General features: G+C 56.9%; 17 protein-coding genes. 6 read left to right on the top strand and 11 right to left on the bottom strand.

What is annotated here, in order from left to right; genetic code table 11:
* Window positions 1–7: 7 nt before the first annotated feature.
* From H035_RS0111090 to H035_RS0111080, 3 genes are read right to left on the bottom strand one after another with little or no spacing between them, the layout of a single operon-like run.
* Window positions 8–706, bottom strand: coding sequence for a TIGR04211 family SH3 domain-containing protein (locus H035_RS0111090; protein ID WP_022949044.1), 699 nt, complete (start codon window positions 704–706; stop codon window positions 8–10).
* A 51-nt stretch (window positions 707–757) separates the two neighbouring features.
* Window positions 758–1,654, bottom strand: a complete 897-nt coding sequence (gene argF / locus H035_RS0111085; protein ID WP_022949043.1) for an ornithine carbamoyltransferase — start codon at window positions 1,652–1,654, stop codon at window positions 758–760.
* Window positions 1,651–2,820: an acetylornithine transaminase gene (locus H035_RS0111080; RefSeq protein ID WP_022949042.1), complete on the bottom strand. Its 1,170-nt coding sequence runs from the start codon at window positions 2,818–2,820 to the stop codon at window positions 1,651–1,653. The genes argF and H035_RS0111080 overlap by 4 nt, the downstream gene beginning before the upstream one ends.
* 234 nt (window positions 2,821–3,054) lie before the next feature.
* Between H035_RS0111080 and H035_RS0111075 the strand changes: the two genes are divergently transcribed.
* Genes H035_RS0111075 through miaA form a run of 3 tightly spaced genes read left to right on the top strand, consistent with a single transcriptional unit; the run spans window position 3,055 to window position 7,150 of the window.
* Complete coding sequence (locus tag H035_RS0111075) at window positions 3,055–4,359, top strand: N-acetylmuramoyl-L-alanine amidase (RefSeq protein WP_022949041.1); 1,305 nt, start codon at window positions 3,055–3,057, stop codon at window positions 4,357–4,359.
* 29 nt (window positions 4,360–4,388) lie between these two features.
* Entirely contained in the window at window positions 4,389–6,212 is a 1,824-nt protein-coding gene (gene mutL, locus H035_RS0111070) for a DNA mismatch repair endonuclease MutL (RefSeq protein WP_022949040.1), read from the top strand.
* Window positions 6,209–7,150: a tRNA (adenosine(37)-N6)-dimethylallyltransferase MiaA gene (miaA, locus tag H035_RS19360; protein WP_022949039.1), complete on the top strand. Its 942-nt coding sequence runs from the start codon at window positions 6,209–6,211 to the stop codon at window positions 7,148–7,150. Before mutL ends, miaA begins: the two co-directional genes overlap by 4 nt.
* A gap of 179 nt (window positions 7,151–7,329) precedes the next feature.
* Here miaA and H035_RS19355 read toward each other — a convergent pair whose 3' ends face one another.
* The 8 genes from H035_RS19355 to H035_RS0111025 form a co-directional block, all read right to left on the bottom strand.
* Window positions 7,330–10,452: a TonB-dependent receptor domain-containing protein gene (locus H035_RS19355; protein ID WP_022949038.1), complete on the bottom strand. Its 3,123-nt coding sequence runs from the start codon at window positions 10,450–10,452 to the stop codon at window positions 7,330–7,332.
* 34 nt (window positions 10,453–10,486) lie between these two features.
* Window positions 10,487–11,656 carry a tetratricopeptide repeat protein gene (locus tag H035_RS0111055; RefSeq protein WP_026596519.1) on the bottom strand — a complete coding sequence of 390 codons (1,170 nt, stop codon included), beginning with the start codon at window positions 11,654–11,656 and terminating at the stop codon, window positions 10,487–10,489.
* Between the two features lie 4 nt (window positions 11,657–11,660).
* On the bottom strand, window positions 11,661–12,332 hold the full coding sequence (locus H035_RS19350; protein WP_022949036.1) for an energy transducer TonB: 672 nt from the start codon (window positions 12,330–12,332) through the stop codon (window positions 11,661–11,663).
* 4 nt (window positions 12,333–12,336) lie between these two features.
* Window positions 12,337–12,741 (bottom strand): ExbD/TolR family protein, encoded by a 405-nt coding sequence (locus tag H035_RS0111045; RefSeq protein WP_022949035.1) that lies wholly within the window; start codon window positions 12,739–12,741, stop codon window positions 12,337–12,339.
* Between the two features lie 5 nt (window positions 12,742–12,746).
* A complete protein-coding gene (locus H035_RS19345) occupies window positions 12,747–13,367 on the bottom strand; it encodes a MotA/TolQ/ExbB proton channel family protein (RefSeq protein ID WP_022949034.1) in 621 nt (206 codons plus the stop codon).
* On the bottom strand, window positions 13,364–14,833 hold the full coding sequence (locus H035_RS20850) for a MotA/TolQ/ExbB proton channel family protein (RefSeq protein ID WP_022949033.1): 1,470 nt from the start codon (window positions 14,831–14,833) through the stop codon (window positions 13,364–13,366). Before H035_RS20850 ends, H035_RS19345 begins: the two co-directional genes overlap by 4 nt.
* A gap of 5 nt (window positions 14,834–14,838) precedes the next feature.
* Complete coding sequence (locus H035_RS0111030; RefSeq protein WP_022949032.1) at window positions 14,839–15,624, bottom strand: DUF3450 family protein; 786 nt, start codon at window positions 15,622–15,624, stop codon at window positions 14,839–14,841.
* A gap of 75 nt (window positions 15,625–15,699) precedes the next feature.
* Complete coding sequence (locus H035_RS0111025) at window positions 15,700–17,394, bottom strand: hypothetical protein (RefSeq protein ID WP_040574400.1); 1,695 nt, start codon at window positions 17,392–17,394, stop codon at window positions 15,700–15,702.
* Window positions 17,395–17,751: 357 nt separating this feature from the next.
* Here H035_RS0111025 and gap point away from each other — a divergent pair, with 357 nt between their 5' ends.
* From gap to H035_RS0111010, 3 genes are read left to right on the top strand one after another with little or no spacing between them, the layout of a single operon-like run.
* Window positions 17,752–18,765, top strand: a complete 1,014-nt coding sequence (gap, locus tag H035_RS0111020) for a type I glyceraldehyde-3-phosphate dehydrogenase (RefSeq protein ID WP_022949030.1) — start codon at window positions 17,752–17,754, stop codon at window positions 18,763–18,765.
* A gap of 3 nt (window positions 18,766–18,768) precedes the next feature.
* Complete coding sequence (pyk, locus tag H035_RS0111015) at window positions 18,769–20,241, top strand: pyruvate kinase (RefSeq protein ID WP_022949029.1); 1,473 nt, start codon at window positions 18,769–18,771, stop codon at window positions 20,239–20,241.
* Window positions 20,242–20,271: 30 nt separating this feature from the next.
* On the top strand, window positions 20,272–21,300 hold the full coding sequence (locus tag H035_RS0111010; protein WP_022949028.1) for a class 1 fructose-bisphosphatase: 1,029 nt from the start codon (window positions 20,272–20,274) through the stop codon (window positions 21,298–21,300).
* Window positions 21,301–21,317: the final 17 nt, after the last annotated feature.

The raw sequence follows: 21,317 nt of genomic DNA, 5'->3' as shown, positions 1-21,317 counted from the left end.
CTCAAGATCAAAGGGAATTCCATTGATGACGACGGCGCCATCTAAGGTGGGGCAAAATCAGACCTAGCACAAGGCCGCCGACCAGCACGCCGGCTCCGATTAAAAACCAGCGTTGGGAGTTGTCGCTGTTGAGCGCCCGGTTTTCCAGTTGCAGCTGTTTAAGATTCCGTTCCAGGTTGGCCACTTTTTCCCGCAATTGATTACGCTCGGATTCGATGGCCAGCGCATTGGCGGCGACATTCCGAATCCGTTGAATCTCCGAGGTCAATTGTCCCGTGCGGTCGGACAGTTCGGTTTTTTGATCGGCGAGCGTGCGTTGCTGTGCTTGGAGTGATTCCAACTCCTGTTTCAAGCGAGCGTTTTCTTCGGTTAATTGTTGCAGTTCCCTCGAGGTTTGCCTGAGTCGCGCATGGGCGCTGGGTTTGTCGCTGAGGTAGCGGGTCAGCAGCCAACCCTCGGTGCCGTTGCGCAAGCGGATGCGGCTGTATCCGCTTGGGGAGTCGTGTTCCAGAACGGTGACCGGGGTGCCGCTGGTGATGCGGCTGAGTATCTTGTACTGGATGCCTTTTCCGGAGCGTAAAAGCACCTTGATCTGATCGGTGATGTAAGCGGGCTCTTGGGCCTCGACCGATATGGAAAATGCCATCAGCAACGAGAGCAGCGCGGCTCTGGCGTAGTTTTGCCGAGGCGTGCTAAAGATTAACATGCTCGTCTCCTGGATCCGGTTTTCAAATGACCTCCAGCGATAAGGCCGCTATCAATGAGTCTGCAATAGAAATTCCAACAGAGCTTTCTGGGCGTGCAACCGGTTTTCCGCCTCGTCCCATACCACGCTTCGCGGTCCTTCCAGTACCTCGGCGCTCACTTCTTCGCCGCGATGGGCGGGCAGACAGTGCATGAAAAGGGCATTCGGTGCCGCCATGGCCATCAGTTGCTCGGTGACCTGAAATTCCCTAAAAGCCTCGATGCGTTGTTGCTGTTCTTCTTCCTGCCCCATGCTGGCCCAGACATCGGTGACCACCAGATCGGCTCCTTGGGCGGCCGCGGCGGGATCGTGATCCAGAATAATTCGTTCGTCGTCCGTTGCGACCCGTTCCGTCTCCGGCAGGTAACCCTTCGGGCAGGCCAGATGGAGGCGAAAGTTCAATTGCCGCGCGGCGTTGATATAGGACTGGCACATATTATTGCCATCTCCGATCCAGGCCACCTTCCGTCCCTCGATATCGCCGCGATGCTCGAAATAGGTTTGCATGTCGGCCAGCAATTGACAAGGATGGAATCGGTCGGTCAAGGCGTTGATGACCGGTACTCGCGAGTATTCGGCGAATCGGGTCACGCTTTCGTGTCGATGGGTCCTCAGGACCATGCAGTCTACCATTCGCGACATCACGCGGGCAGTGTCTTCCAATGGCTCCCCCCGATCCAGCTGGGAATCGCGCGGCGAGAGAAAAATGGCCGCGCCCCCCAATTGTACGATGCCCGCCTCGAAAGACACTCGGGTTCGCGTGGAGGCCTTTTCGAAAATCATCCCCAGAACCTTGTTCTTGAGCGGCTCGAAGGGTTCCTGAATTTGTTTGAGTTCGCTGGCGCGTCGAATCAAGGCACGTAGTTCATCCGTGCTCAAATCCAGTAAAGTGAGAAAATGACGGGTCATGGTTGCTTTCCTTGGATGAGGTCCACCAGGGTGTCCACCAGTTGCTCGGCTTGGCTGTTTTCCAGAATCAAAGGCGGTAGCAATCGTAGGACGTTGGTTGCGGTCACGTTGATCAATAGTCCCCGTTCCAAGGCTTCGGGGACCAGATGGGCGCAGGGATGGTCCAGTTCGATGGCCAATATCAACCCCCGGCCGCGAATGTTTTTGACTTGGGGGTGTCGGCCTAGCCGATGGGCAAGGGCTTCCTTCAATTGATCGCCCAGACGCGCGGCACGGTCAATGAGTCCTTCTTGCTCGATGATGCGCAGTACTTCCAAAGCCACCCGGCAGCCGAGAAAATTGCCGCCGAAGGTGGAGCCATGCCTTCCCGCCGTTAAGACTTCCGCGGCTTTCCCTTTGGCCAAGCACGCCCCGATAGGAAAACCGTTGCCCAGGGATTTGGCCAGGGTCATGACATCCGGGGTGACCGCTTCGTGTTGGCCGCCGAACCAGCGTCCCGTTCGGCCGATGCCGGTTTGGACCTCGTCCAGCATCAACAGCCAGCCGTTTCGATCGCATAATCGACGTAGCTCGGCTAGATAGCCGTTGGGCGGCATCCGGACTCCGCCTTCGCCTTGAATCGGTTCCACCAGCACGGCGACCACGTCGCTTCGGTCTTCCAGCACCGCGACGGCATTCGGATCTCCGAAAGGAACCCGCAAGAATCCCGGCAGCAATGGCTCGAAGCCTTGTTGAATCCGAGGGTTGCCCGTGGCGCTCAAGGTGGCTAGGGTGCGGCCGTGGAAACTTTGGTCGGCGACCACGACCCGAGGGGTATCGATGCCCTGGAGATGTCCGTAGGCGCGGGCGATTTTGAGGGCGGCTTCGTTGGCTTCGGCGCCGGAGTTGCAGAAAAAGACGTTCTCCATTCCGCTGAGACGAGTGAGCGTCTCGGCCAGCGCTTCCTGCGGCTCAATCCGGTACAGATTGGAAGTATGCCAAAGTCGTTGGGACTGGTCGCATAAAGCTCGTGCCAAAGTGGGATGGGCATGGCCGAGATTGCAGACGGCGATGCCCGAAATTGCGTCAAGGTAGCGTTTGCCCTGGGTGTCCCAAAGCCAGATACCTTCGCCGCGGGAGAAAGCGACCGGGAGTCTGGCATACGTGGGCATAATGGGGTCGGTCATGGGCTTGCGTTCAGAATAATAGATAATGGAGTGGGTTGAAAAACAAAAAGGCAGCCGCGAAGCCCAGCCGCTCGCGGAGCTGCCATTATCTTCTGCATTTTATTGGAAACCGAGTTGGTGGACAATATGATTAGGGTTATTGTGACCGATTAACGACAAAGAATTGCGAAATAACCAATGATTTTGGCATATAATCGAAGGTGGTCAATGAGTTGTCTCGGGGGGAAATGAGTCATGGCGCGAAGAAAGCTATGGTGGTGGCTTTTGATCGGGTTCGCTTTCGCTCACGCCGGTTTTGCGCTCGAGATCGAAGGCGTCCGCTATTGGAACGCACCGGATCATATTCGGGTGGTGCTCGACACCTCGGAACCGGTCAAGCCCAAGGTGTTCGGATTGGAAAATCCCCGCCGGCTGGTGATCGATATGCCCCGAGCCGAATTGGAGGCCGCCCTGCCCGAACTGGAGGCGAACCCTTTCCTGCAAAAGATTCGAGCCGGCCGTCCCAAATCGAAGGTGCTTCGAGTCGTGCTGGATTTGAAGAAGGAAATCCAGCCCAAGGTCTTCGTCTTGGCACCGAACGCGCACTATGGGCATCGCCTGGTGGTGGACCTATATGGTGAGAATAAGGCGGTCGCCGAGCCGGAAGAGGTGAAGCAAAACGCTTCCCCCAAACCGTCTCAGCCACGCGAAGTAGTGGTGGCCATCGATGCCGGTCACGGCGGCGAGGACCCCGGCGCCATCGGGCGGCGAGGAACCCGGGAGAAGGATGTGGTGCTGGCGATCGCTCGCAAGTTGGCTTGGTTGATCAATCGGACCAAAGGCATGAAGGCGGTGCTGACTCGGGACGGGGATTATTACGTACCGCTCAGGAAACGGATAGACTTGGCCCGCCGATCAAAAGCGGATTTATTTGTGTCCATTCATGCCGATTCCTTCAAGCATGCCAGTGCCCGAGGATCGGGCGTCTATATTCTTTCCGAGCGCGGTGCTTCCAGCGAGGCGGCGCGTTGGCTGGCGGCGCGGGAGAACGCGGCCGATTTGGTGGGCGGCGTGAGCCTGGACGACAAGGACGACGTGCTGGCCAAGGTATTGTTGGATTTGTCCCTGACCGCCACCCGCGAGCACAGCCAGACATTGGCCAAGGAGGTGCTGACGGAACTTGAACGGATTGGGAGAATCCATAAGAAGAGCGTCCAATCGGCAGGCTTCGTTGTGCTTAAATCTCCGGATATTCCGTCCGTTTTGGTGGAAACCGCCTTTATATCCAATCCCACCGAGGAACAGCGGCTGCGCAGCTCGCGCTATCAGAGCCATTGGGCCAAGGCGATTCATCGCGGCATTCAGGATTATTTCACCACTTATGCACCGCCGGGAACGATCTTGGCACAAGAGCGCCGGCACGTCATCAGCCGCGGCGAGACCTTGTCCGAGATCGCGGCCCGTTACGGGGTCAGTTTGCGTCGTCTGATGGCGGATAACGAGCTTCACGATTCCGCGATCCAGGCCGGCCAGGTGCTGAAAATCCCTATGGGCGGATGAGTCACGCTGCCGCGCAAAACAGGATACATTTGCTTTCGTCGCAGCTGATCAACCAAATCGCGGCGGGAGAGGTGATCGAACGACCGGCGTCGGTGGTCAAGGAATTGGTGGAAAACAGTCTGGATGCCGGCGCCGGCCGGATCGACGTGACCGTTGAAGCAGGAGGCGCCGGATTGATTCGTGTGCGCGACGACGGCACGGGGATCGCCCGAGACGATCTGCCGCTGGCTATTGCCCGCCATGCCACCAGCAAAATTGCCTCCCTGGAAGACCTGACGCGGGTGTCCAGTTTTGGGTTTCGCGGCGAAGCGCTTCCGAGCATCGCTTCAGTGGCCAGGGTGGAGTTGATGTCGCGAACCGCCGAGGATACGCGCGGTTGGCGTTACCTCGTCTCGCCCGGAGAGCCCCCTTCCGATCCAATCCCGGTGGCCCATCCCCCGGGGACGACCGTCAGTGTGGCTGATTTATTCTACTCCGTACCGGCCCGGCGCAAATTTTTGCGCACCGAGCAGACGGAATTCGGGCATATCCAAAGGTGGATCGAACGCTGTGCTTTGAGCCGTTTCGATGTCGCTTTTACTTTGCGCCACAATCAGCGTGAGGTTCTGAAAATGAAGCCTGCGCGCACCCCGTCGGAGCAGGAGGGCCGCCTGGCGGAAATCCTGGGGCGGCGTTTTCCGGAGCAAGCCTTGCAGGTGGATTGTGCGGCAGGCGATCTCCGACTTACCGGTTGGATCGGATTGCCCGCTTTGTCCCGTCGGCAATCCGACCTGCAGTTCTGGTATGTCAACGGCCGGCCGGTTCGGGACAAGCTGCTAGGCCACGCCTTGCGCATCGCGTTTCGGGATGTCTTGCCCCACGGTCGCCAACCGGTGGCGGTGTTGTATCTGGAACTGGATCCGACCCTGGTGGATGTCAACGCCCATCCGGCCAAACTCGAGGTGCGTTTCCGGGATGCCCGAAATGTGCGCGACTTCGTCTCCCAATCCCTTTATCGGGTATTGGGCAGAGCCCGCCCTTCTGGCGAGACAAGCCGAATCGTCGGAGGGCACGATGCGGCGGGACGCCTCGAGCTGCAAACGCCCGCCGGCAAGGCGCAAGCACCTCGAGCCGGTTGGGGCGGTCAAATCGGGCGGAGCGAAACGCCATCCCCATCCCAAGTGAATGAATCGCTGGCGTTCTATGAGGCTTTCCGCGCCCCGACCGAGCCATTTCCGTCGCAACCCATCGCATCGGAAAATCCGGATTGGAAGCAGGGCGACGATTCGATACCGCCTTTGGGAGAGGCGATTACCCATCTTCACGGCATCTATATCCTCGCGGAAGCGGAAGAGGGGTTGGTGATCGTCGATGCCCACGCCGCCCACGAGCGGATCGTCTATGAAAAACTCAAGACTCAAGTGGAAAGCGGCGAAGTGGTCAGTCAGCCATTGCTGATTCCATTGAAAGTCGAAGTGAGCCGCAGCGAAGCCGATCAGGTTCAGCGCTCTCAGGATTTGTTGGCGGAATTGGGGCTCGAAATCGATCTGCTGGGACCGGACAAGCTGGTGGTGCGGTCCGTGCCGGCCCTCTTGTCCGGTGTCGATGTCGCCGAATTGGTCCGCGATCTTTTATCCGAACTGGCCCATCGGGAGACTGCCACCCAACTCCAAACCACTTTGCGCGAACGCTTGGCGACCCGGGCTTGTCACCGGGCGGTACGGGCCGGTCAGCGTCTCAGCCGCGGAGAAATGAATGCGCTGTTGCGCGAACTGGAGCAGACCGAGCGGGGCGGTCAGTGCAACCACGGTCGTCCCACTTGGGTTACCTTGGATTTCAAGGCCTTGGACCGGTTTTTCGACCGGGGCCGATGATGATGCAGGAGCGTCCGGTCGCCTTGTTGCTCATGGGGCCGACGGCTTCGGGCAAATCCGAATTGGCGGTGGATTTGGCCCGGCGCATGGAGGGCGAGATCGTTAGCGTGGATTCCAGTCAGGTGTATCGGGGAATGGATATTGGCACCGCCAAGCCGTCGCTCGATATCCGCGCCGAGATTCCCCATCATTTGATCGATATCCTTGACCCCAGCGAACATTTTTCCGCCGGTCGTTTCCGAGAGGAAGCGTTAGCACTCATTGCCGCCATCCACGGTCGCGGGCGTTTGCCCATCTTGGCCGGCGGGACCATGCTGTATTTTCAGGCGCTGGTTTACGGTTTGGCCCCCTTGCCGCCGGGCGATTCCGCTACCCGGGCCGAGATCGATGCCGAGGCCGCCGAGATGGGATGGCCCGCTCTGCACCGACACTTGGCCAAGGTGGATTCGGAGGCGGCGACGCGTATCCACCCCAACGATGCCCAGCGGATTCAGCGGGCGCTGGAAGTATACCGACTCACCGGGCGGCCGTTGAGTGCTTGGTGGAAAAAAGAACCTTCCGAGACATTGCCGTTCCGGCCTCTGAAAGTTGCTATCTCGCCCCTGGCGCGGGCGGAACTTCATCGACGCATCGAACGACGCTTCCGTGCCATGTTGGACCAGGGATTGGTGGAAGAGGTCGAACAGCTCCATCGGCGCGCGGACCTCCATCCCGGCTTACCCGCGATCCGCAGTGTCGGTTACCGTCAGGTCTGGTCGTATCTGGAGGGAGACTGCGATTTTTCCACCATGATCAACAAAGCCGTGAGCGCCACCCGCCAATTGGCCAAGCGGCAGTTCACTTGGCTCAGGCGGGAAGAGGATGCTTTATGGCTGGCATCGGATGATGCGAATGCCTCGGGGAAAATCATAGCGGCGCTAGGTGAAAAGCAGTCCTAACCCAACCTTCCTACAGCGAATTCCGCGTTCATTGAGAGAGGAGAGCCGGGGAGAACAGTCTGGAACCGTTCGCAGCAGGGATGCTGCGATACGAGCGTACATGGAGGTATTTACAGCGTGTTCCGGAGTGTTTTCCCCGGCTCGTGATTCTAGGCGAGTGCTCTAAATATTAACAGCTCCTAGAAGGCAAAATTGATCGCTAAAGCGAACTCGCGCCCTTTGCGATATTCGCGGGTTGTCTCGCTGCCTTGGGAAAACTTGACCTTGCTGTCCAATAGATTGCGGAAACGCAACTGGGCCGACCAGTGCTCGTCGAGGTTCTGCTGAACGATGAAGTCCAGTTGATGGAAAGGTTGCCGGTAAATATCCGGAGCCCCCAAGGCGCCCACTTGGGAAATGCGGGGGCTGAAAAAGTTGTAGAGCAGGGTGGCCTGGGTGCCCAGGTCTTCGTTGTCATAACCCAAGCGAGCATTGACGATGTGTTTGGAATGGCCTTGCAAGGGGCGTTTCGGGTTGGTCAACGCCTCCAGGTTTTCCGGTAACAGTTTGATTTCCGACTCGGAAAGCGTGTAGTTGCCGCCGAAGAAAAATCCGTTCAACCAAGGATGGATAAAATCGAGATTCTTGCGAAAGGCTATTTCCAAGCCATAAATTTCGCCGGTACCGGCGTTTTGAAACGTTAAAACGTTGGCCGTCCCTCCCAATTGGGTCTTTTCGATGGGTTGGATCAATTCCTTATAAAACAAACCGAAACTCACATTCTCTTCGGGGGAGAAATAATACTCCCAGCGCGCGTCATAGCTGGTTATTTCGGCTTGCTGTAGGTTGGGATTGCCGGTCGTTTCGAGGTCGGTTTCGGGGTCGATGAACGGGGCGGGAGAAAGCTCCCGGAAGTCCGGGCGCGACAGGGTTTCGCTCCAGGTCAGACGCAGTTGTTGTTTGTCCGAGATCAGCCAGGTCAAAGCGACCGATGGCAATGCGTCGCGGCTTTCGAGAATCGAGGTAATGGGTTCGCTGCCCGGCGTGAACTCCTGGACCGTCTCCACCGTTTGCAAGTTGTCCTCGAATCGAACTCCGCCGGTAAGGCGCAGGAGATTGAAGAAGGTCACATCCAGTTGGCCGAAATAGGCTTCGAGTGCCTGACTGGCGGTGTAGCTGTCGGTGGTACGCGTCGTTTCCTTCAAAAAAGCGCCTTCCGGGCTGATATTCTCGGGGGTGAATATGTCCTCGGGCGATTGAGAGGTGATGGCCGGGTCGCTGATTTGCGAGATGTCGAAACTGAATCGACGTATGCCGGAATCCCGATAACGTTCGGTGGTCCAGTAGCCGGATGCCAGCGATCCTTCTATGCGATCGTCCAGCAATTGAAACGGAAGTTCAAGGTCCAGCCGCCAGCTGTCGTCTTCGTCTTCCAAATCCCCGAAGATGATTTGGTTGTTGCTTAAATTTCTCCCTACCAATATGAAGTTTCCGGGATCGCTGCCGAGTTCGTCGGCACGCGTGCGCCGTTGATTGGGCTCCGAACGGCTGGCGGTGGAACCCGAATACAAAAAGCGTAGCCAGAGATCGTTCAAGCGCTTGAAGGTATGTTCGGTGCCCGCCTGCCAATTGAACAACTCGTTTTCCACATACCACAATCGTGTCGTCCGTATGCGATCGCCGCCGGCCCCATTACTGGTGCTGAACCCCTGCATACCTCTGGCTTCGTTGGTGGTTTGGCGAACCAACATGACCCGACCGAATACTTTATGATCTTCCTGGTAATCGGCTTCCACGTTCAAATAAGCGTTGGTATTGACCTCTTGGACGGTTCGGCGAATCTCAAAATCATCGGTCAATTGAAGTCCTGTGCTGCTGGGGGTATAGAAGCGGCGGCTTTCATCGGTGGTTTGCCAGCTTTGGTCCCAGCGGCCCAAGGCATAGAAGCCGAAGTTGAAATCCCCGAAATGAAACTTGTCGCCGATCGCGCCGCTGATTCTTCCGTCGGGGGGGATGGTTTCTGCATCTATCTCCCAAACATTGGAAAAGCTCTCCCCGAATTGTTCGATTTCCTCGGGCGTGAAGCCATCGGAGAAAGGCGTCTCGGGACGCAGCGGGGTGCCGCTGGCGAGTGCTTTGGCGAGGGAATCCGGCAGATCCCGGGTGCCGTCGTCGACCCCGATCCAGTCGTAATCGCCGCCGTTGTAGGTTGCTCCGTCATCGAAGGTGGTGCCGGTTTTGAACCCGATTTTGCCGCTGAATTTCAGCAAGAAATCGTCGGGCACGCTTCGGGTTTGGAGGTCGATCACCCCTCCGGCGAATTCCGCGGGCATATCCACGGAAAAGGACTTTTGTACGTTGAGGCTGTCCAGCATGCCCGACGGAAAGAAATCCAAGGGAACCACGCGGCGGGTGGGATTCGGCGAAGGGACATTGATGCTGTTGACCAGTACGTTGGAATAGCGTTCCCCCAAACCCCGGATATAGGCATATTTGCCGTCCACGATGGTGACCCCGGACACCCGTTTCAAAGCCGAGGCCACATCGCTGTCGCCGGCCCGGCTGATTTGCTCGGCACCCAGAATATTGGTGACGGCGGTGGAACTACGTTCCTGGGTGATGGCCGATGCCACGCTGCCGGCCAGGTGCGGTTCGATGACGATGTAAGGCGGTAATGCCACGCCTGCCGGGGTGAGCTCTAGATTCACCGAAGCGGTGTGCTCTGTGTTAATGCTTATGTTTTCTTTGACCAGCATGTTATAGCCACCGGCCGTAACCGAAAGGCTGTAATTGCCGGTAGGAGCTTGGGTGGTAAACCGTCCTTTTTTATCGCTGACGAGCGGTTGTTCCAGGCCGCTTAAATAAATCTCGGCACCGGCGATCGGTTTACCGGTATCGGCGGCGATCACTCTGCCTGCGAGTGTCCCAGGGGGCGCCGACTTCTCTTGAGTGGAGGTTTCTGACGTTGATGGACGATGGGTTGCTGAGCTTTCTACGGCAACCCGCGACGGCGAGCCGTCCGGTTGGGTGGTGATCAGAATTTGGATATCTTCGTTCGGTTTGAACCGACGTCGGACGACGGCAACGGTTTTGTTTTCGGAACGCAGTTCAAGCCGGTGCTCGCCGGCAGACAATTTCACCCAGAGCGCACCATTCTTGTCGGTTACGCCTTTAAGATCCCCGTCTAAATAAACTTGAGCACCGGCCAGTGGCTGATCGGCCAAGAATAAGTAGAGTTGGAGGTGTGCTCCTTCAGTCGCCTGGACGATAATAGGAAGCCATAGCAATCCCCACAAAAAAGTGCGAATAACAAAATTCATCATTTATATTTTGGATTTCGGTAGGGTTGAAATTTTCTTATGCGCAGCGCCAAGGCTCGGCCTTGCATTCCTTGATCAAGCGCCTCAGTTCTGAAGCCTGTCGGAAAATCTTCGGGGTTCGGATGGCGCTCAAATAGGTTTTGGCCTTCTCGAAATGCCCTGATCGATAGGCGGCGAAGGCGAGGGCGTAGCGAATTGAATCGTCCTGGAGTAGCCCCACCCGATCCAGGGAACGGTGCATCGCCAGTACTTGCTCGTAGCGTTTGAGTGCCAAGAGAATGGCGACTCGTTCGCGCCGGTTGCTTTTCGGGTCCGGCACCGAAGCATTGATTTGCAACGCTTTGTAGAGTTCTCCTGCGCGGCGATAGAGCTCCGCTGCATCGGCGAAGAGGGAAGCGTCCACCCAGGCGGCTTGTTCCATGATCCAGGCGGCAGCCAGAGGCATTTCCCGACTGAAATAGGTGTTCGCCAGCAGTTTGGCGAGGGTTGTATCTTGTGGATATAAAAGCCGCCCTTGTTCGAGGATATGGCTGGCCAGCTCCATCTGTCCCCCGTGTCGCAGGGCGTTGCCCAATGCGGCATAATCCTTGGGGCCCCTTTCACTGAGATCAAGATAAAGCATGCCCAGATCCGCGGCTTGCCGATACAATTGTTTTTCTATCAGATAAAAAACCTGCCGGCGTAGAAATCGGGGGTCTTTGGGAAATCGATCCCGGGCAATGACTAAAGTGCGCCAGGCTTGATCGTATTGTTTTAACGCCCACTGGCTTTGGGCTTTCATCTCATAGAGAGCGGGATACTTATCGATCAGAGGCGTTGCCTTCTCGATGGCCTCCAGGGTTTTCTGATGGCGTTTCAATTGGTGATAGACCTGGGCCAAATAGATATAAATGAGGGGATCGGTCTGACCGGATGCCAGCGCATTTTCGAAACGCTCGCCGGCTTGTGAATATTGTTCCAAACCCAGGTAGGCAAGGCCTGTCAAGGTGTGGAATCGCTGGCGACTCTGCTTATCGTCCTCATCCTCTCCTTCGGGCAGAGGGAGACGCAATAAAATGCCCAAAGCCCGCGAGTAATGCCTATCCTTGACCAACAGCGCCGCCAGATTGAGCTGCTCACCGAAGTTTTGGGGTTTGGAAGCGGCGAAAACAACATCGGACGCCAGGAGAAAGGCAAGTAATCCATAAATCAAGTAACGGGGCATCATGAATTTAACCGAATTGGAAGACGATTTTTTGTTGGACCCAGGTTTTGACCGGTTTTCCTTGGTATTGGGCGGGTTTGAAGTGCCAGTAGCGGATTCCTTCCAGGGCGCTGTCATTGAATACGCCAGGCGGAGAGGATTCCAGCACGCGTGCTTCCTCGACGGAGCCGGACTTATCCACCAAAATAGAGAGTAAGACATAACCCTGGATTCCCTTTTTCTTGGCATCGGGCGGATATCGGAAGTTTCCAGTGACCACCGCTTCAGGGGGGGTGTCCACACTGTCTTGGGTCATACTATCCACTTGGGTGTCGCCCAGCAGACGGTCGTCCATTCCGAGACCTTCCAAGCCGACGTCGGGCAAACCAAAGTCGATGCCGGAAAGGGCGGCGCCAAGATCCGGCGTCGGAATCGGCTTAAGGTTTCTTTGTTGGACCTGTTTGCGCACCTTGCGGGATTTGGGTTTGGGCTTGGGTTTTGGGGCAGGGGAGAGATCCAACGCTACCGTACGAGCTTCCTCTTGTTTCTCCGGTGCCGACGAAAATTCGTTCATCCAGATCACCAGCGCCAGCACCCCTAATGTACCCGTGGCGGCTACCAGAGTGGCGCCGGTCCAGCGCCGCCACTCCGAACCCCGGTGCTGCGGATTGTGCTGAGAATGTATTCCCGAGGCCGTCATGGAATTAGCCCGCCTCCTGCTGAGTGGCCACGCCCACGTTTTGGGCGCCCGCCAGACGCGCTTGGTCGACGACTTCCACCAGGCGACCGGCGGGAACTTCGGTATCGGTGACGACCAATACATCTTCGCTGCCTTCCCTGAGCAGCGTTCGCACCTTGCTTTGCACCATCCAAACCCGGACGGGTTGCTCGTCGATGTATACCGCGCCCTGGTTGTCGATATAGATGCGAACCGCCTTGCTGGGAGCCATGGTGGCGCTGGAGGCCGACGGACGGTTGATGTCCAGGTTCATGTCCTTGACGAAAGTGGTGGTTACCACGAAGAAAATCAGCAGGATGAAGACCACGTCGATCAGCGGGGAGATGTCGACGCGGCTTTCTTGTTCGGTGTCTTGTCTTAATCTACGCATAATTTTTAATGATTTTGAGACGATCCTTCATGCAGCGATTCATGGATCAAGTCCTGAAGACGCAGTAACTCGCTTTCCAAATTCTTTTGCCTGCGTTGTTGCACCGCCAGGAGAAAGTATCCGGGGATGGCTACCGCCAGGCCCATCTGGGTAGTGAATAGCGCTTTGGAAATGCCGCCGGCGATACCGCCCGATTGACGAAACAAGGCCATTTCGGCCAGGGAATCGAAGGTCTCGATCATGCCCGAAACCGTTCCCAGGAGTCCCAACAGCGGCGCGGTGACCACCAGGGATTTGGCCAGAATCTCGAATCGATTGAGCCGGCCCTGCAGCGTCTTGAACAGATAATCCAGTTGACCGAGGCGCTCCGGGTGGCGCTGCAGGATTTGGGCGACCAAACGTCCGGTTTCCGTCAAGACGCCGTCGCCGCGGATCGGCCGTCCCTGGCGAATGGATTGCCAGAGGGATTCAAGACTCATGCGAGTGCCGCGGCGCAGGAGCATGAAGCGATAGCCGATGCTGAACCAGAGCAGGAACAGGATGACCACCAGCACCGGCATGACCCAGCCGCCGGCTTCCAAATAGGAAGCGATAAGCCCCCAGAGCGTATTCCAGTTCAGACTCATGTTCCGGCAAACGCTGTTCTAGGCGCTTCTTGGGCTTCTTCTTCAGCGAGGGTTTCTTCCAACTCCGCCGGAGAAGTATGGTCCTGGGCCGCCTCGCGGGCACCCAGCGCGGCCAATTCCAGGTCGTTTTTTAAGCTACTGCTCCAACCGTTCAGCACATTGCCTAAAAGCAGGGTGGGGATGGCGACGATCAGGCCCACTTGGGTCGTGATCAAGGCGATGGAAATCCCGGTCGCCAACAGCTTGGGATCGCCGGTTCCGAATTGGGTAATCACGTCGAAAGTGGAAATCATCCCTGTGACTGTCCCTAGCAGCCCCAGAAGAGGCGCCACCGCCGCGATCACCAGAATCAATCCGGAAAAGCGATCGAGACGTACCGATTGTTGCAGCAGTGCGTCGGAAACGGCGATCTCCCATTCATCCTCCGGCATCTGCAGATGGGCGATGCTCGCCTCCAGGACCCTCGCGTAAGCGCCTGGGGCACGTGGGAGTGTCGTCAGGAGTTGATCCTTGTCGCCCTGGGCCATTTCATGCAATACCTGGTTCACCTGTTTTTTTCCGCCTCTTCCGGCACCGATAATGATCCCCAAGCGAACCAGGATCAGCAGCCCGCCTAAAGCGCCCAGTCCGGCGATAATCCAAGCGATCGGTCCGCCGTCGTTCAAAATACCTCTCCAGGTTTTCTCGGCCTGGATTTCCACGGCTTTGTTCAGATTTTCGAACAGGAAAAGGCTGAAATGGGATAAGGATTCTCCTTCGGCCAGGGCGTTAGCGGTTTTTGCGCCGCCCGGCTTATTCAGTAATTTCAGGCGACCTTCTCCCGCCGGTATCAATAGGCCGCTGCCGGATGGGCTGACTCCGTAGGCGGCGATATTGCCGACAAAGATCAAGCGGCCCGGCACTTCCGTACCGTCCTCCAGGAAAAATTTCCCGTCTCGCTGATGCAAGCCGGCGCTTTTAATCAGCGCTTGCTGTGCGCGATCGAATAGTTGGGCGAGCTTGTCGGCATCGCTCAATTCGCTGTTTTTCATTTCCTGGCTCGAGAGACCGTAATCGGCAAGGCTGGTCTCAGCTTGGGTAAAGGTCATCTCCAGCAGCGATTCGTTTTCCTGGATTTGGCTGTTGTGCTGTTCCGCTTCGATGATGGATTTTTCCAGCCGCTTGGCTTGAAGGGATATTTCCATGATGCGGTTTTGCAGGGCCGAGATTTTGCGATCCAGTCGGCGTTCGTCGGCGGCACTGGTCGCGGCGAATTCATTCAGAAGGCGTTGGAGCTCCTTTTTCTGGGTATCCAAAAAAGCGAACTCCCGTTTGTAGACTGCTTCCAGCGATGCGCCAGGGGGTGCGCCGGCAGCTTTGGGGGTACTTTCAGGTGCTGCGGTCGGCGCGGTATTCGACGCCGATCCGGCGTACGCTGCACCGATGCCCAGCAGGCAGCACAACAAGCTCAAGGGATAAATTCGCATCCTCATCATTGATACCCTGGATTGGGGAGTTCGAAATAACCCTGGCGGATCTGTTTGCGCAGGGATTCCATCAAGTGTTCGATTCGTTGACTGTCTTCCGGGTTGGCGGTGACTTCGAACCGCCACTCTTCATTTTTCCGGCGGGCCATGCCGTAGCGCCCATCGGGGGTACGGAAATACAGCAGGGTCATACCCAGCTTCGCCGTATCTACAAGCGCATTTTGTCCATTCACGGAAACGGTTTGCCGATAAAGGCCGTTTTCCCGGGTCAGACGCAATTCGTCCTCCACCAACGCCCACAATTGATTGGCCAGTTTTTTGGGAGGAACCGTCCCCTGATCTAATTTGTTTGCGATTGCATCCACTGCTTGGAGCCGTTCTTTCCGTTTGAAAGGCAAGCTTGATTGGATGTATTCATTGAGCACGCCGATGGCGTGTTGCAAGGCTGGAACGAGTTCGGCGCCGGTGACTTGATCGGCCGGCACTTGCCGGCGAATATCTTCCAGATTGGCCTCGAGTTTTTTTACGGACAGCACCTGGCGCCTTTTTTCGGCCTCCAGCTGGGCGATTTGAGCGCCTAGCGCTTCCATTTGATGGTGGTGATGGGTTTTGGCCTGGTCGAGCTTCTGCTGGAGTTGATTGACTTCGCTGCGCAGCCGCGCCAATTCTTGCGCCAGCCGATCCAGGTCAGGCGTTTTGGCGATTGCAGCATCAGCACTTATAAGTCCCGCTAGTATCAACCCGGACAGCAGCAGGTATTTAGAAGGTTTCCAGTTTGAATAGCCGTTCATGATCGTTGATCTTCATAAAGAGAAAATGGCGCATTCCGTGCGCCACCGTGCTCCTTGCGCAGGGGAAAAGTGCCCTTACAGGCCGGTGGTCCAGCCGAAGGTCCAATCGTCGTAGCGGCTTTTGAAGGCGCCGACGAAATCCGCCGGGTCCAGACCTTCCGCGGAAGTGCCTCCGTTGATCAGAGGCGAACCCTCCGCGGGCAAGAAGCCGTCCAATTGCGGATTGCCGGCGACATTGCCCGCCTGGGCGGCGAACCAGTCGCTGACCGCAAAAGTGGCGCCGTTGCCGTCGGCGAAATTGCTCGGGCAGTCCACGTAGCTGTGCTGGATGGTCAACTCACCCGTCAAGTTGTCGGGCGTGCCGGCGTTGGTAAACGTGGCTTCGTCGGAGACCCGAATGCAGGTGGAAGAATTGACGATTACCGAGTTAAAGAGGTTGGCGCCCGTGCCGCGACGCAATTCGAAACCCTGGCCGCTGATGGGGGAACCGATGCAGGTCATATTGGCGATCGTCGGTTTGGAGCGCGGTTGGCTGTCGAAAGCGTCCTCGTTGTTGTCCGCCTCGATGCAGCGGTCGGCGTCGTCTTCTCTTTGTTTAGCCAAGACAAACTGAGCCGAACCGGTCCAGCCGGATCCCCAGTCCAGACTGTCGTCGTGGATATTGGTCAGGACTATGTGTTTAAGTTTGACGGTGCCGCCGAACATCTCCACGCCGTCGTCCAGACCTTCATGAGATTGGACGTAATCGATCAAAGTGCCATCGCCGACGCCGAGCAGGGTGAGGGCATTCAATTCCTCGTCCGGACGAACCTGGTTGCCGGCGTAGCGAATCTGAACGTATTTCAATACCCCGCTGCTTTCGTGGGGGTTATTGCCGCCGAACAGCTCGCTGGTGATGGCTTCAAAGGGCGTTTCGCAAACCTCGACGGTTTCATTACAACCGTTGACAGGCGCGTTGCCTGCAATCACCAGCCCGCCCCATTCACCGGGTGCTTGTTCTTGGGTGCCGGTAAAGATGATCGGATGCTGAGGCGTGCCCACGGCGTTGATCTTAGAGCCGCGCCGAATCCACAAGAAGTCGGGGCCTTGCTGACCGATGATGCGGGTGCCCGGCTCGATGGTGAGGGTGGCGCTGTTGGCGTTGTCGTTGCCGATAAATACGCCGCCTTGCAGTACCCAGGTAATGTCGTTGGTGAGAGTCGCATCCTGGGTGATGGTCCCTTGTAGCAGGCAGAAACCCGGGGTATCCAAGGGTTGCGAGAAATCCGGGCAGCTTTGGAAGGCTTGTTCATGCACGCACTGGCTGCCTTCGAGGGAGGAGAACCGGCTCACCTGCATGCTGCCGTTGCCGTCTTGGCCTTGGAACTCCACGGTTGCGGAATCGCAGGTATTGAAAGTGAATGTTGCGTTGCCCCAATCGATCGCAGACGTATCGGCGAAGCGGTGCTGATCGTCGAAGCGACCGCCGGTGAAGCGCTGCAGCGGAACTTGGATGGCGTTGCCGCTGCTTTCGATCGGTGCTGCGCCGTGGAGCCAAATTTGATTGCCGCCGTTGTCGTAAGTGAACCAGTCGATGGTCAGGGCCGGGTCGATCTCTTGGCCATTGGCTTTGTCTACTACCTCGACGATGATGCCGCGTCCCCAGCGCTCTTGACCTTCCCACCAAATACCGTTGAGAGATTGATTGATGGTGATTGCATGAGTGCCCCCGGAAATCAGGCCGAGTCCTAATGAGAGCACTATGGTCTTGCTCATCTTTCGATACGTCATGATCGCGATGTCCTCTTAAATTTGACCTTAATAAAAAGGGAAAGCGTTGCGGCTAACCCAGCGAGCTCAAGCCGCAATTGTGGGGGGGGAAGGTTTCAGAATTTTTACGAGAGGATGAAGATACGATGACAACGGGAAGAGTTGGCGGACCATTGGCGCTTGAGGTGCGGTAAGGGCCGTCAAAGAAGAAAAAGGAGCGGCGGCGGATATTGTAATGATTTTATGTATCGGTGAGTCCCGCGGAAGGGCGGCATCTGGACGTGGCTTCGCCGAGTTTGTTATAGTTGATGCATTAAATTCCAGAATTATGGGCGCCCATTTGTTGGGTGGAAAGTATAACCCTTTGGAGAATCATTTATGGCGATTAAGCTGGCAATCAACGGTTATGGGCGGATCGGGCGCAATGTCCTGCGGGCCCTTTTCGAGTCCGGGCGGACGGATGAGTTCGAAATCGTTGCCATCAACGATTTGGGGGATGCGCAAACCAATGCGCATTTGACCCGCTATGATACGGTCCACGGTCGTTTTCCCGGGGAAGTGACGGTGGACGGGGATTATTTGATCGTCAACGGTCACAAGATCCGAGTGCTGGCCGAGCGGGATCCCACCAAGTTGCCTTGGGGGGACTTGGGGGTCGAGGTGGTCCTGGAATGCACCGGCTTGTTCACCTCCAAGGAAAAGGCTTCGGCCCATCTGCAGGGCGGCGCCAAGAAGGTATTGGTTTCTGCGCCCGGCGGTCAAGACGTGGACGCTACCGTCGTCTACGGGGTCAATCATCAAGTGCTCAAGGCCTCCGATACGGTCGTCTCCAATGCTTCCTGCACCACCAACTGCCTGGCGCCGCTGGTCAAGCCCCTCAATGATAAAATCGGGGTCGAACGCGGCCTGATGACTACGATTCACTCCTATACCAACGACCAAGTGCTAACCGACGTGTTCCACAAGGATTTGCGGCGGGCGCGTTCGGCCACGCAGAACATGATTCCCACCAAGACCGGCGCGGCGGCGGCGGTGGGGTTGGTGCTGCCGGAATTGGCGGGCAAGTTCGACGGTTTTGCCGTGCGGGTTCCGACCGTCAACGTCTCCCTGGTGGATTTGACTTTCAACGCTTCCCGCGCCACCTCCAAGGAGGAAATCGATCAAATTATCAAGGATGCCGTGGCCGGCGAATTGAAGGGGATTCTCGCGTATAACGACGAGCCTCTGGTGTCCATGGACTTCAATCACAACGCCCACTCTTCCATTTATGAATCCACCCTGACCAAGGTGATCGACGGTACGCTGGTCAAGGTGCTGGCTTGGTACGACAACGAGTGGGGATTCTCCAACCGAATGCTGGATTCCGCCAAGGCGATGACGGAGGCGCGCTAATTTATGGGAGATATATTCGTACCTAGGCGTACTAAAATCGTCGCCACCTTGGGGCCGGCTTCCGAGAGCCCCGAGATGTTGGAAAAGTTGATTGATGTCGGCGTGGATGTCGTCCGGCTCAACTTTTCCCACGGCAAGGCTGAAGACCACCGCAATCGCGCCCAGTTGGTGCGTGAGATATCCGAAGGACGCGGCCATTACGTGGGCATTCTCGCCGACCTCCAGGGGCCTAAAATCCGGATTGCAAGCTTCAAGGAAGGTCAGGTGGAACTGCAAGAGGGCGCATCGTTTTCTCTTGACGCCGATTTGCCTCTGGAGGAAGGCGACGAAACCCAAGTAGGCATCGTTTACCCTGATTTGCCCCGCGATGTCCAGCCAAGGGATAAGCTGCTGCTGGACGATGGACGAATTGTCCTGACCGTCGAGAAAATTACCGGCAATCGTGTGGAATGCCGGGTTGACGTGGGCGGGATATTGTCCAACAACAAGGGTATCAATAAGCAAGGCGGCGGCCTTTCGGCCGAGGCCCTGACCGATAAGGATAAGCGGGACATTAAAACCGCGGTGGAAATCGAAGCCGATTATTTGGCGGTTTCTTTTCCCCGCAGTGCCGCAGATATTCATCTGGCGCGGCAACTGCTGCGCGAGGCGGGCGGTGATGCCGGTATCGTCGCCAAGATCGAGCGGGCCGAAGCGGTTCAGCCCGGTGTCATGGAGGAGGTCATCGAAGCCTCCGATGTCATCATGGTGGCCCGTGGCGATTTGGGGGTGGAAATCGGTGACGCCCGCTTGCCCCAGGTGCAAAAAGATTTGATCTCCAAGGCCAGAGACTTGGATCGGGTGGTCATCACGGCAACCCAGATGATGGAGTCCATGATTGATAGCCCGTTACCGACGCGTGCCGAAGTGCTGGATGTGGCCAATGCCGTCTTCGACGGCACCGATGCCGTCATGCTTTCCGCCGAAACCGCGGCCGGCAACTTTCCGGTCGAGGCGGTGCAAGCAATGGACCGGGTGTGCCTGGAAGCGGAGAAGCATCCTCAGGTTCGGCGCTCATCCCACCGGATGGATCGCCAGTTCGAGCGTGTGGATGAGGCGATTGCCATGGCGACCATGTACGTGGCCAATCATCTGCCGGTGCGGGCGATCGCCGCCATGACCGAAAGCGGCTCCACACCGCAGTGGATGTCTCGAATTCGTTCCGGGATTCCCATTTATGCCTTGACTCGACAACTCAAGACTTGCCGAAAAGTAACGCTCTACCGAGGGGTCTATCCGATTTATTTTGAGTTTAACACCACCGAGCATGTGGAGCTCAACAAAGCGGGGCTCAGGAAACTTTTGGATTGCCGTGCGGTAACCGAAGAGGATCAAGTGGTCATCACGAAAGGAGACTTGACCGGTGTGAGCGGAGGGACCAATGCCCTCAAGATCGTTAAGGTGAAAGATGCATTGACCCTGGAAGTGGGAAGCTGATCCAGGGCATTAATCAAGTTGGAGGTTGTGATGCAAGGTCAAGGTATTTCCCTAACCGAGTTTTTGATTCAGGAGCAGCGCAAGGCGGTCGGAGCCACCGGTGAATTGACGCTGTTGATCAGCGATATTGCCCGGTCGTGCAAGGCGATCGCCCGCGAGGTTCGTTACGGCGCCTTGGTGGGCAATCTCGGTCAGGCGGGGGAGGAGAATATTCAAGGGGAAGCGCAGCAAAAGCTGGATGTGCTTTCCAATGACATCATGGTGAATATCCTCCGCCGCTCGGGCCACGTGGCGGCGATGATCTCGGAGGAAAACGACGAGGTCATTCGAGTGCCCAAGCAGAATCGAGGCAAGTATCTGGTCTGTTTCGATCCGTTGGACGGTTCGTCCAATATCAATATCGACATGTGCATCGGTACGATTTTCTCGGTGATGCGTTGCCCGGAAGGCGTGGACGAACCGGCCGAGGAGCACTTTTTGCAACCGGGAAGCGAGCAGGTCTGCGCCGGTTTCTGCGTTTACGGTCCGGCAGTCACCCTGGTCATGACCACCGGTAACGGGGCCCATGGCTTTACCCTGGATCAGGGCGTGGGCGAATTCATTCTGACCCACCCCAACATCCGTATCGCCGAGGAAGCCAAGGAATTTGCGATCAATATGTCCAATCGGCGTTTCTGGGAGCCGCCGGTTCGTCGGTTCATCGAAGAATGCGAGCAGGGAAAAGAAGGGCCTTTGGACAAGGAATTCAACATGCGCTGGATCGCTTCCTTCGTCGCCGAGGTTTACCGCATTCTAATGCGCGGGGGCGTTTGGACCTATCCTTTGGACGACAAGCTGAAGACCAGGGGGTTGGAAGGGCGTTTGCGTCTGATGTACGAGGCGAATCCGATGGGATTCATCGTGGAGCAGGCCGGCGGCGTCATCTCCACCGGCAGGGAGAGGGTGATGGCTTTAAAGCCCAAGGATATACATCAGCGGGTACCGCTGTTTTTGGGGGCCAAAAAGGAAATGGAGCTCATCGAAAGCTATCATCGGGAATGGGATCAAAATCAGCAATGAAATCGAAGCGGTGATTG

It is taken from the genome of Methylohalobius crimeensis 10Ki (assembly GCF_000421465.1).
In the GTDB taxonomy this organism is placed as follows: Bacteria; Pseudomonadota; Gammaproteobacteria; order Methylococcales; family Methylothermaceae; genus Methylohalobius; species Methylohalobius crimeensis.
Note: the sequence above shows the minus strand (reverse complement) of the source record. Positions and strands in the feature narration are given on the sequence as shown.

Excerpts from the sequence above, each read along its gene's own strand:
- H035_RS0111090 (WP_022949044.1), bottom strand. The coding sequence starts at position 706 with ATGTTAATCTTTAGCACGCCTCGGCAAAACTACGCCAGAGCCGCGCTG.
- argF (WP_022949043.1), bottom strand. The coding sequence starts at position 1,654 with ATGACCCGTCATTTTCTCACTTTACTGGATTTGAGCACGGATGAACTA.
- H035_RS0111080 (WP_022949042.1), bottom strand. The coding sequence starts at position 2,820 with ATGACCGACCCCATTATGCCCACGTATGCCAGACTCCCGGTCGCTTTC.
- H035_RS0111075 (WP_022949041.1), top strand. The coding sequence starts at position 3,055 with ATGGCGCGAAGAAAGCTATGGTGGTGGCTTTTGATCGGGTTCGCTTTC.
- miaA (WP_022949039.1), top strand. The coding sequence starts at position 6,209 with ATGATGATGCAGGAGCGTCCGGTCGCCTTGTTGCTCATGGGGCCGACG.
- H035_RS19355 (WP_022949038.1), bottom strand. The coding sequence starts at position 10,452 with ATGATGAATTTTGTTATTCGCACTTTTTTGTGGGGATTGCTATGGCTT.
- H035_RS0111055 (WP_026596519.1), bottom strand. The coding sequence starts at position 11,656 with ATGATGCCCCGTTACTTGATTTATGGATTACTTGCCTTTCTCCTGGCG.
- H035_RS19350 (WP_022949036.1), bottom strand. The coding sequence starts at position 12,332 with ATGACGGCCTCGGGAATACATTCTCAGCACAATCCGCAGCACCGGGGT.
- H035_RS0111045 (WP_022949035.1), bottom strand. The coding sequence starts at position 12,741 with ATGCGTAGATTAAGACAAGACACCGAACAAGAAAGCCGCGTCGACATC.
- H035_RS19345 (WP_022949034.1), bottom strand. The coding sequence starts at position 13,367 with ATGAGTCTGAACTGGAATACGCTCTGGGGGCTTATCGCTTCCTATTTG.
- H035_RS20850 (WP_022949033.1), bottom strand. The coding sequence starts at position 14,833 with ATGCGAATTTATCCCTTGAGCTTGTTGTGCTGCCTGCTGGGCATCGGT.
- H035_RS0111030 (WP_022949032.1), bottom strand. The coding sequence starts at position 15,624 with ATGAACGGCTATTCAAACTGGAAACCTTCTAAATACCTGCTGCTGTCC.
- H035_RS0111025 (WP_040574400.1), bottom strand. The coding sequence starts at position 17,394 with ATGACGTATCGAAAGATGAGCAAGACCATAGTGCTCTCATTAGGACTC.
- gap (WP_022949030.1), top strand. The coding sequence starts at position 17,752 with ATGGCGATTAAGCTGGCAATCAACGGTTATGGGCGGATCGGGCGCAAT.
- pyk (WP_022949029.1), top strand. The coding sequence starts at position 18,769 with ATGGGAGATATATTCGTACCTAGGCGTACTAAAATCGTCGCCACCTTG.
- H035_RS0111010 (WP_022949028.1), top strand. The coding sequence starts at position 20,272 with ATGCAAGGTCAAGGTATTTCCCTAACCGAGTTTTTGATTCAGGAGCAG.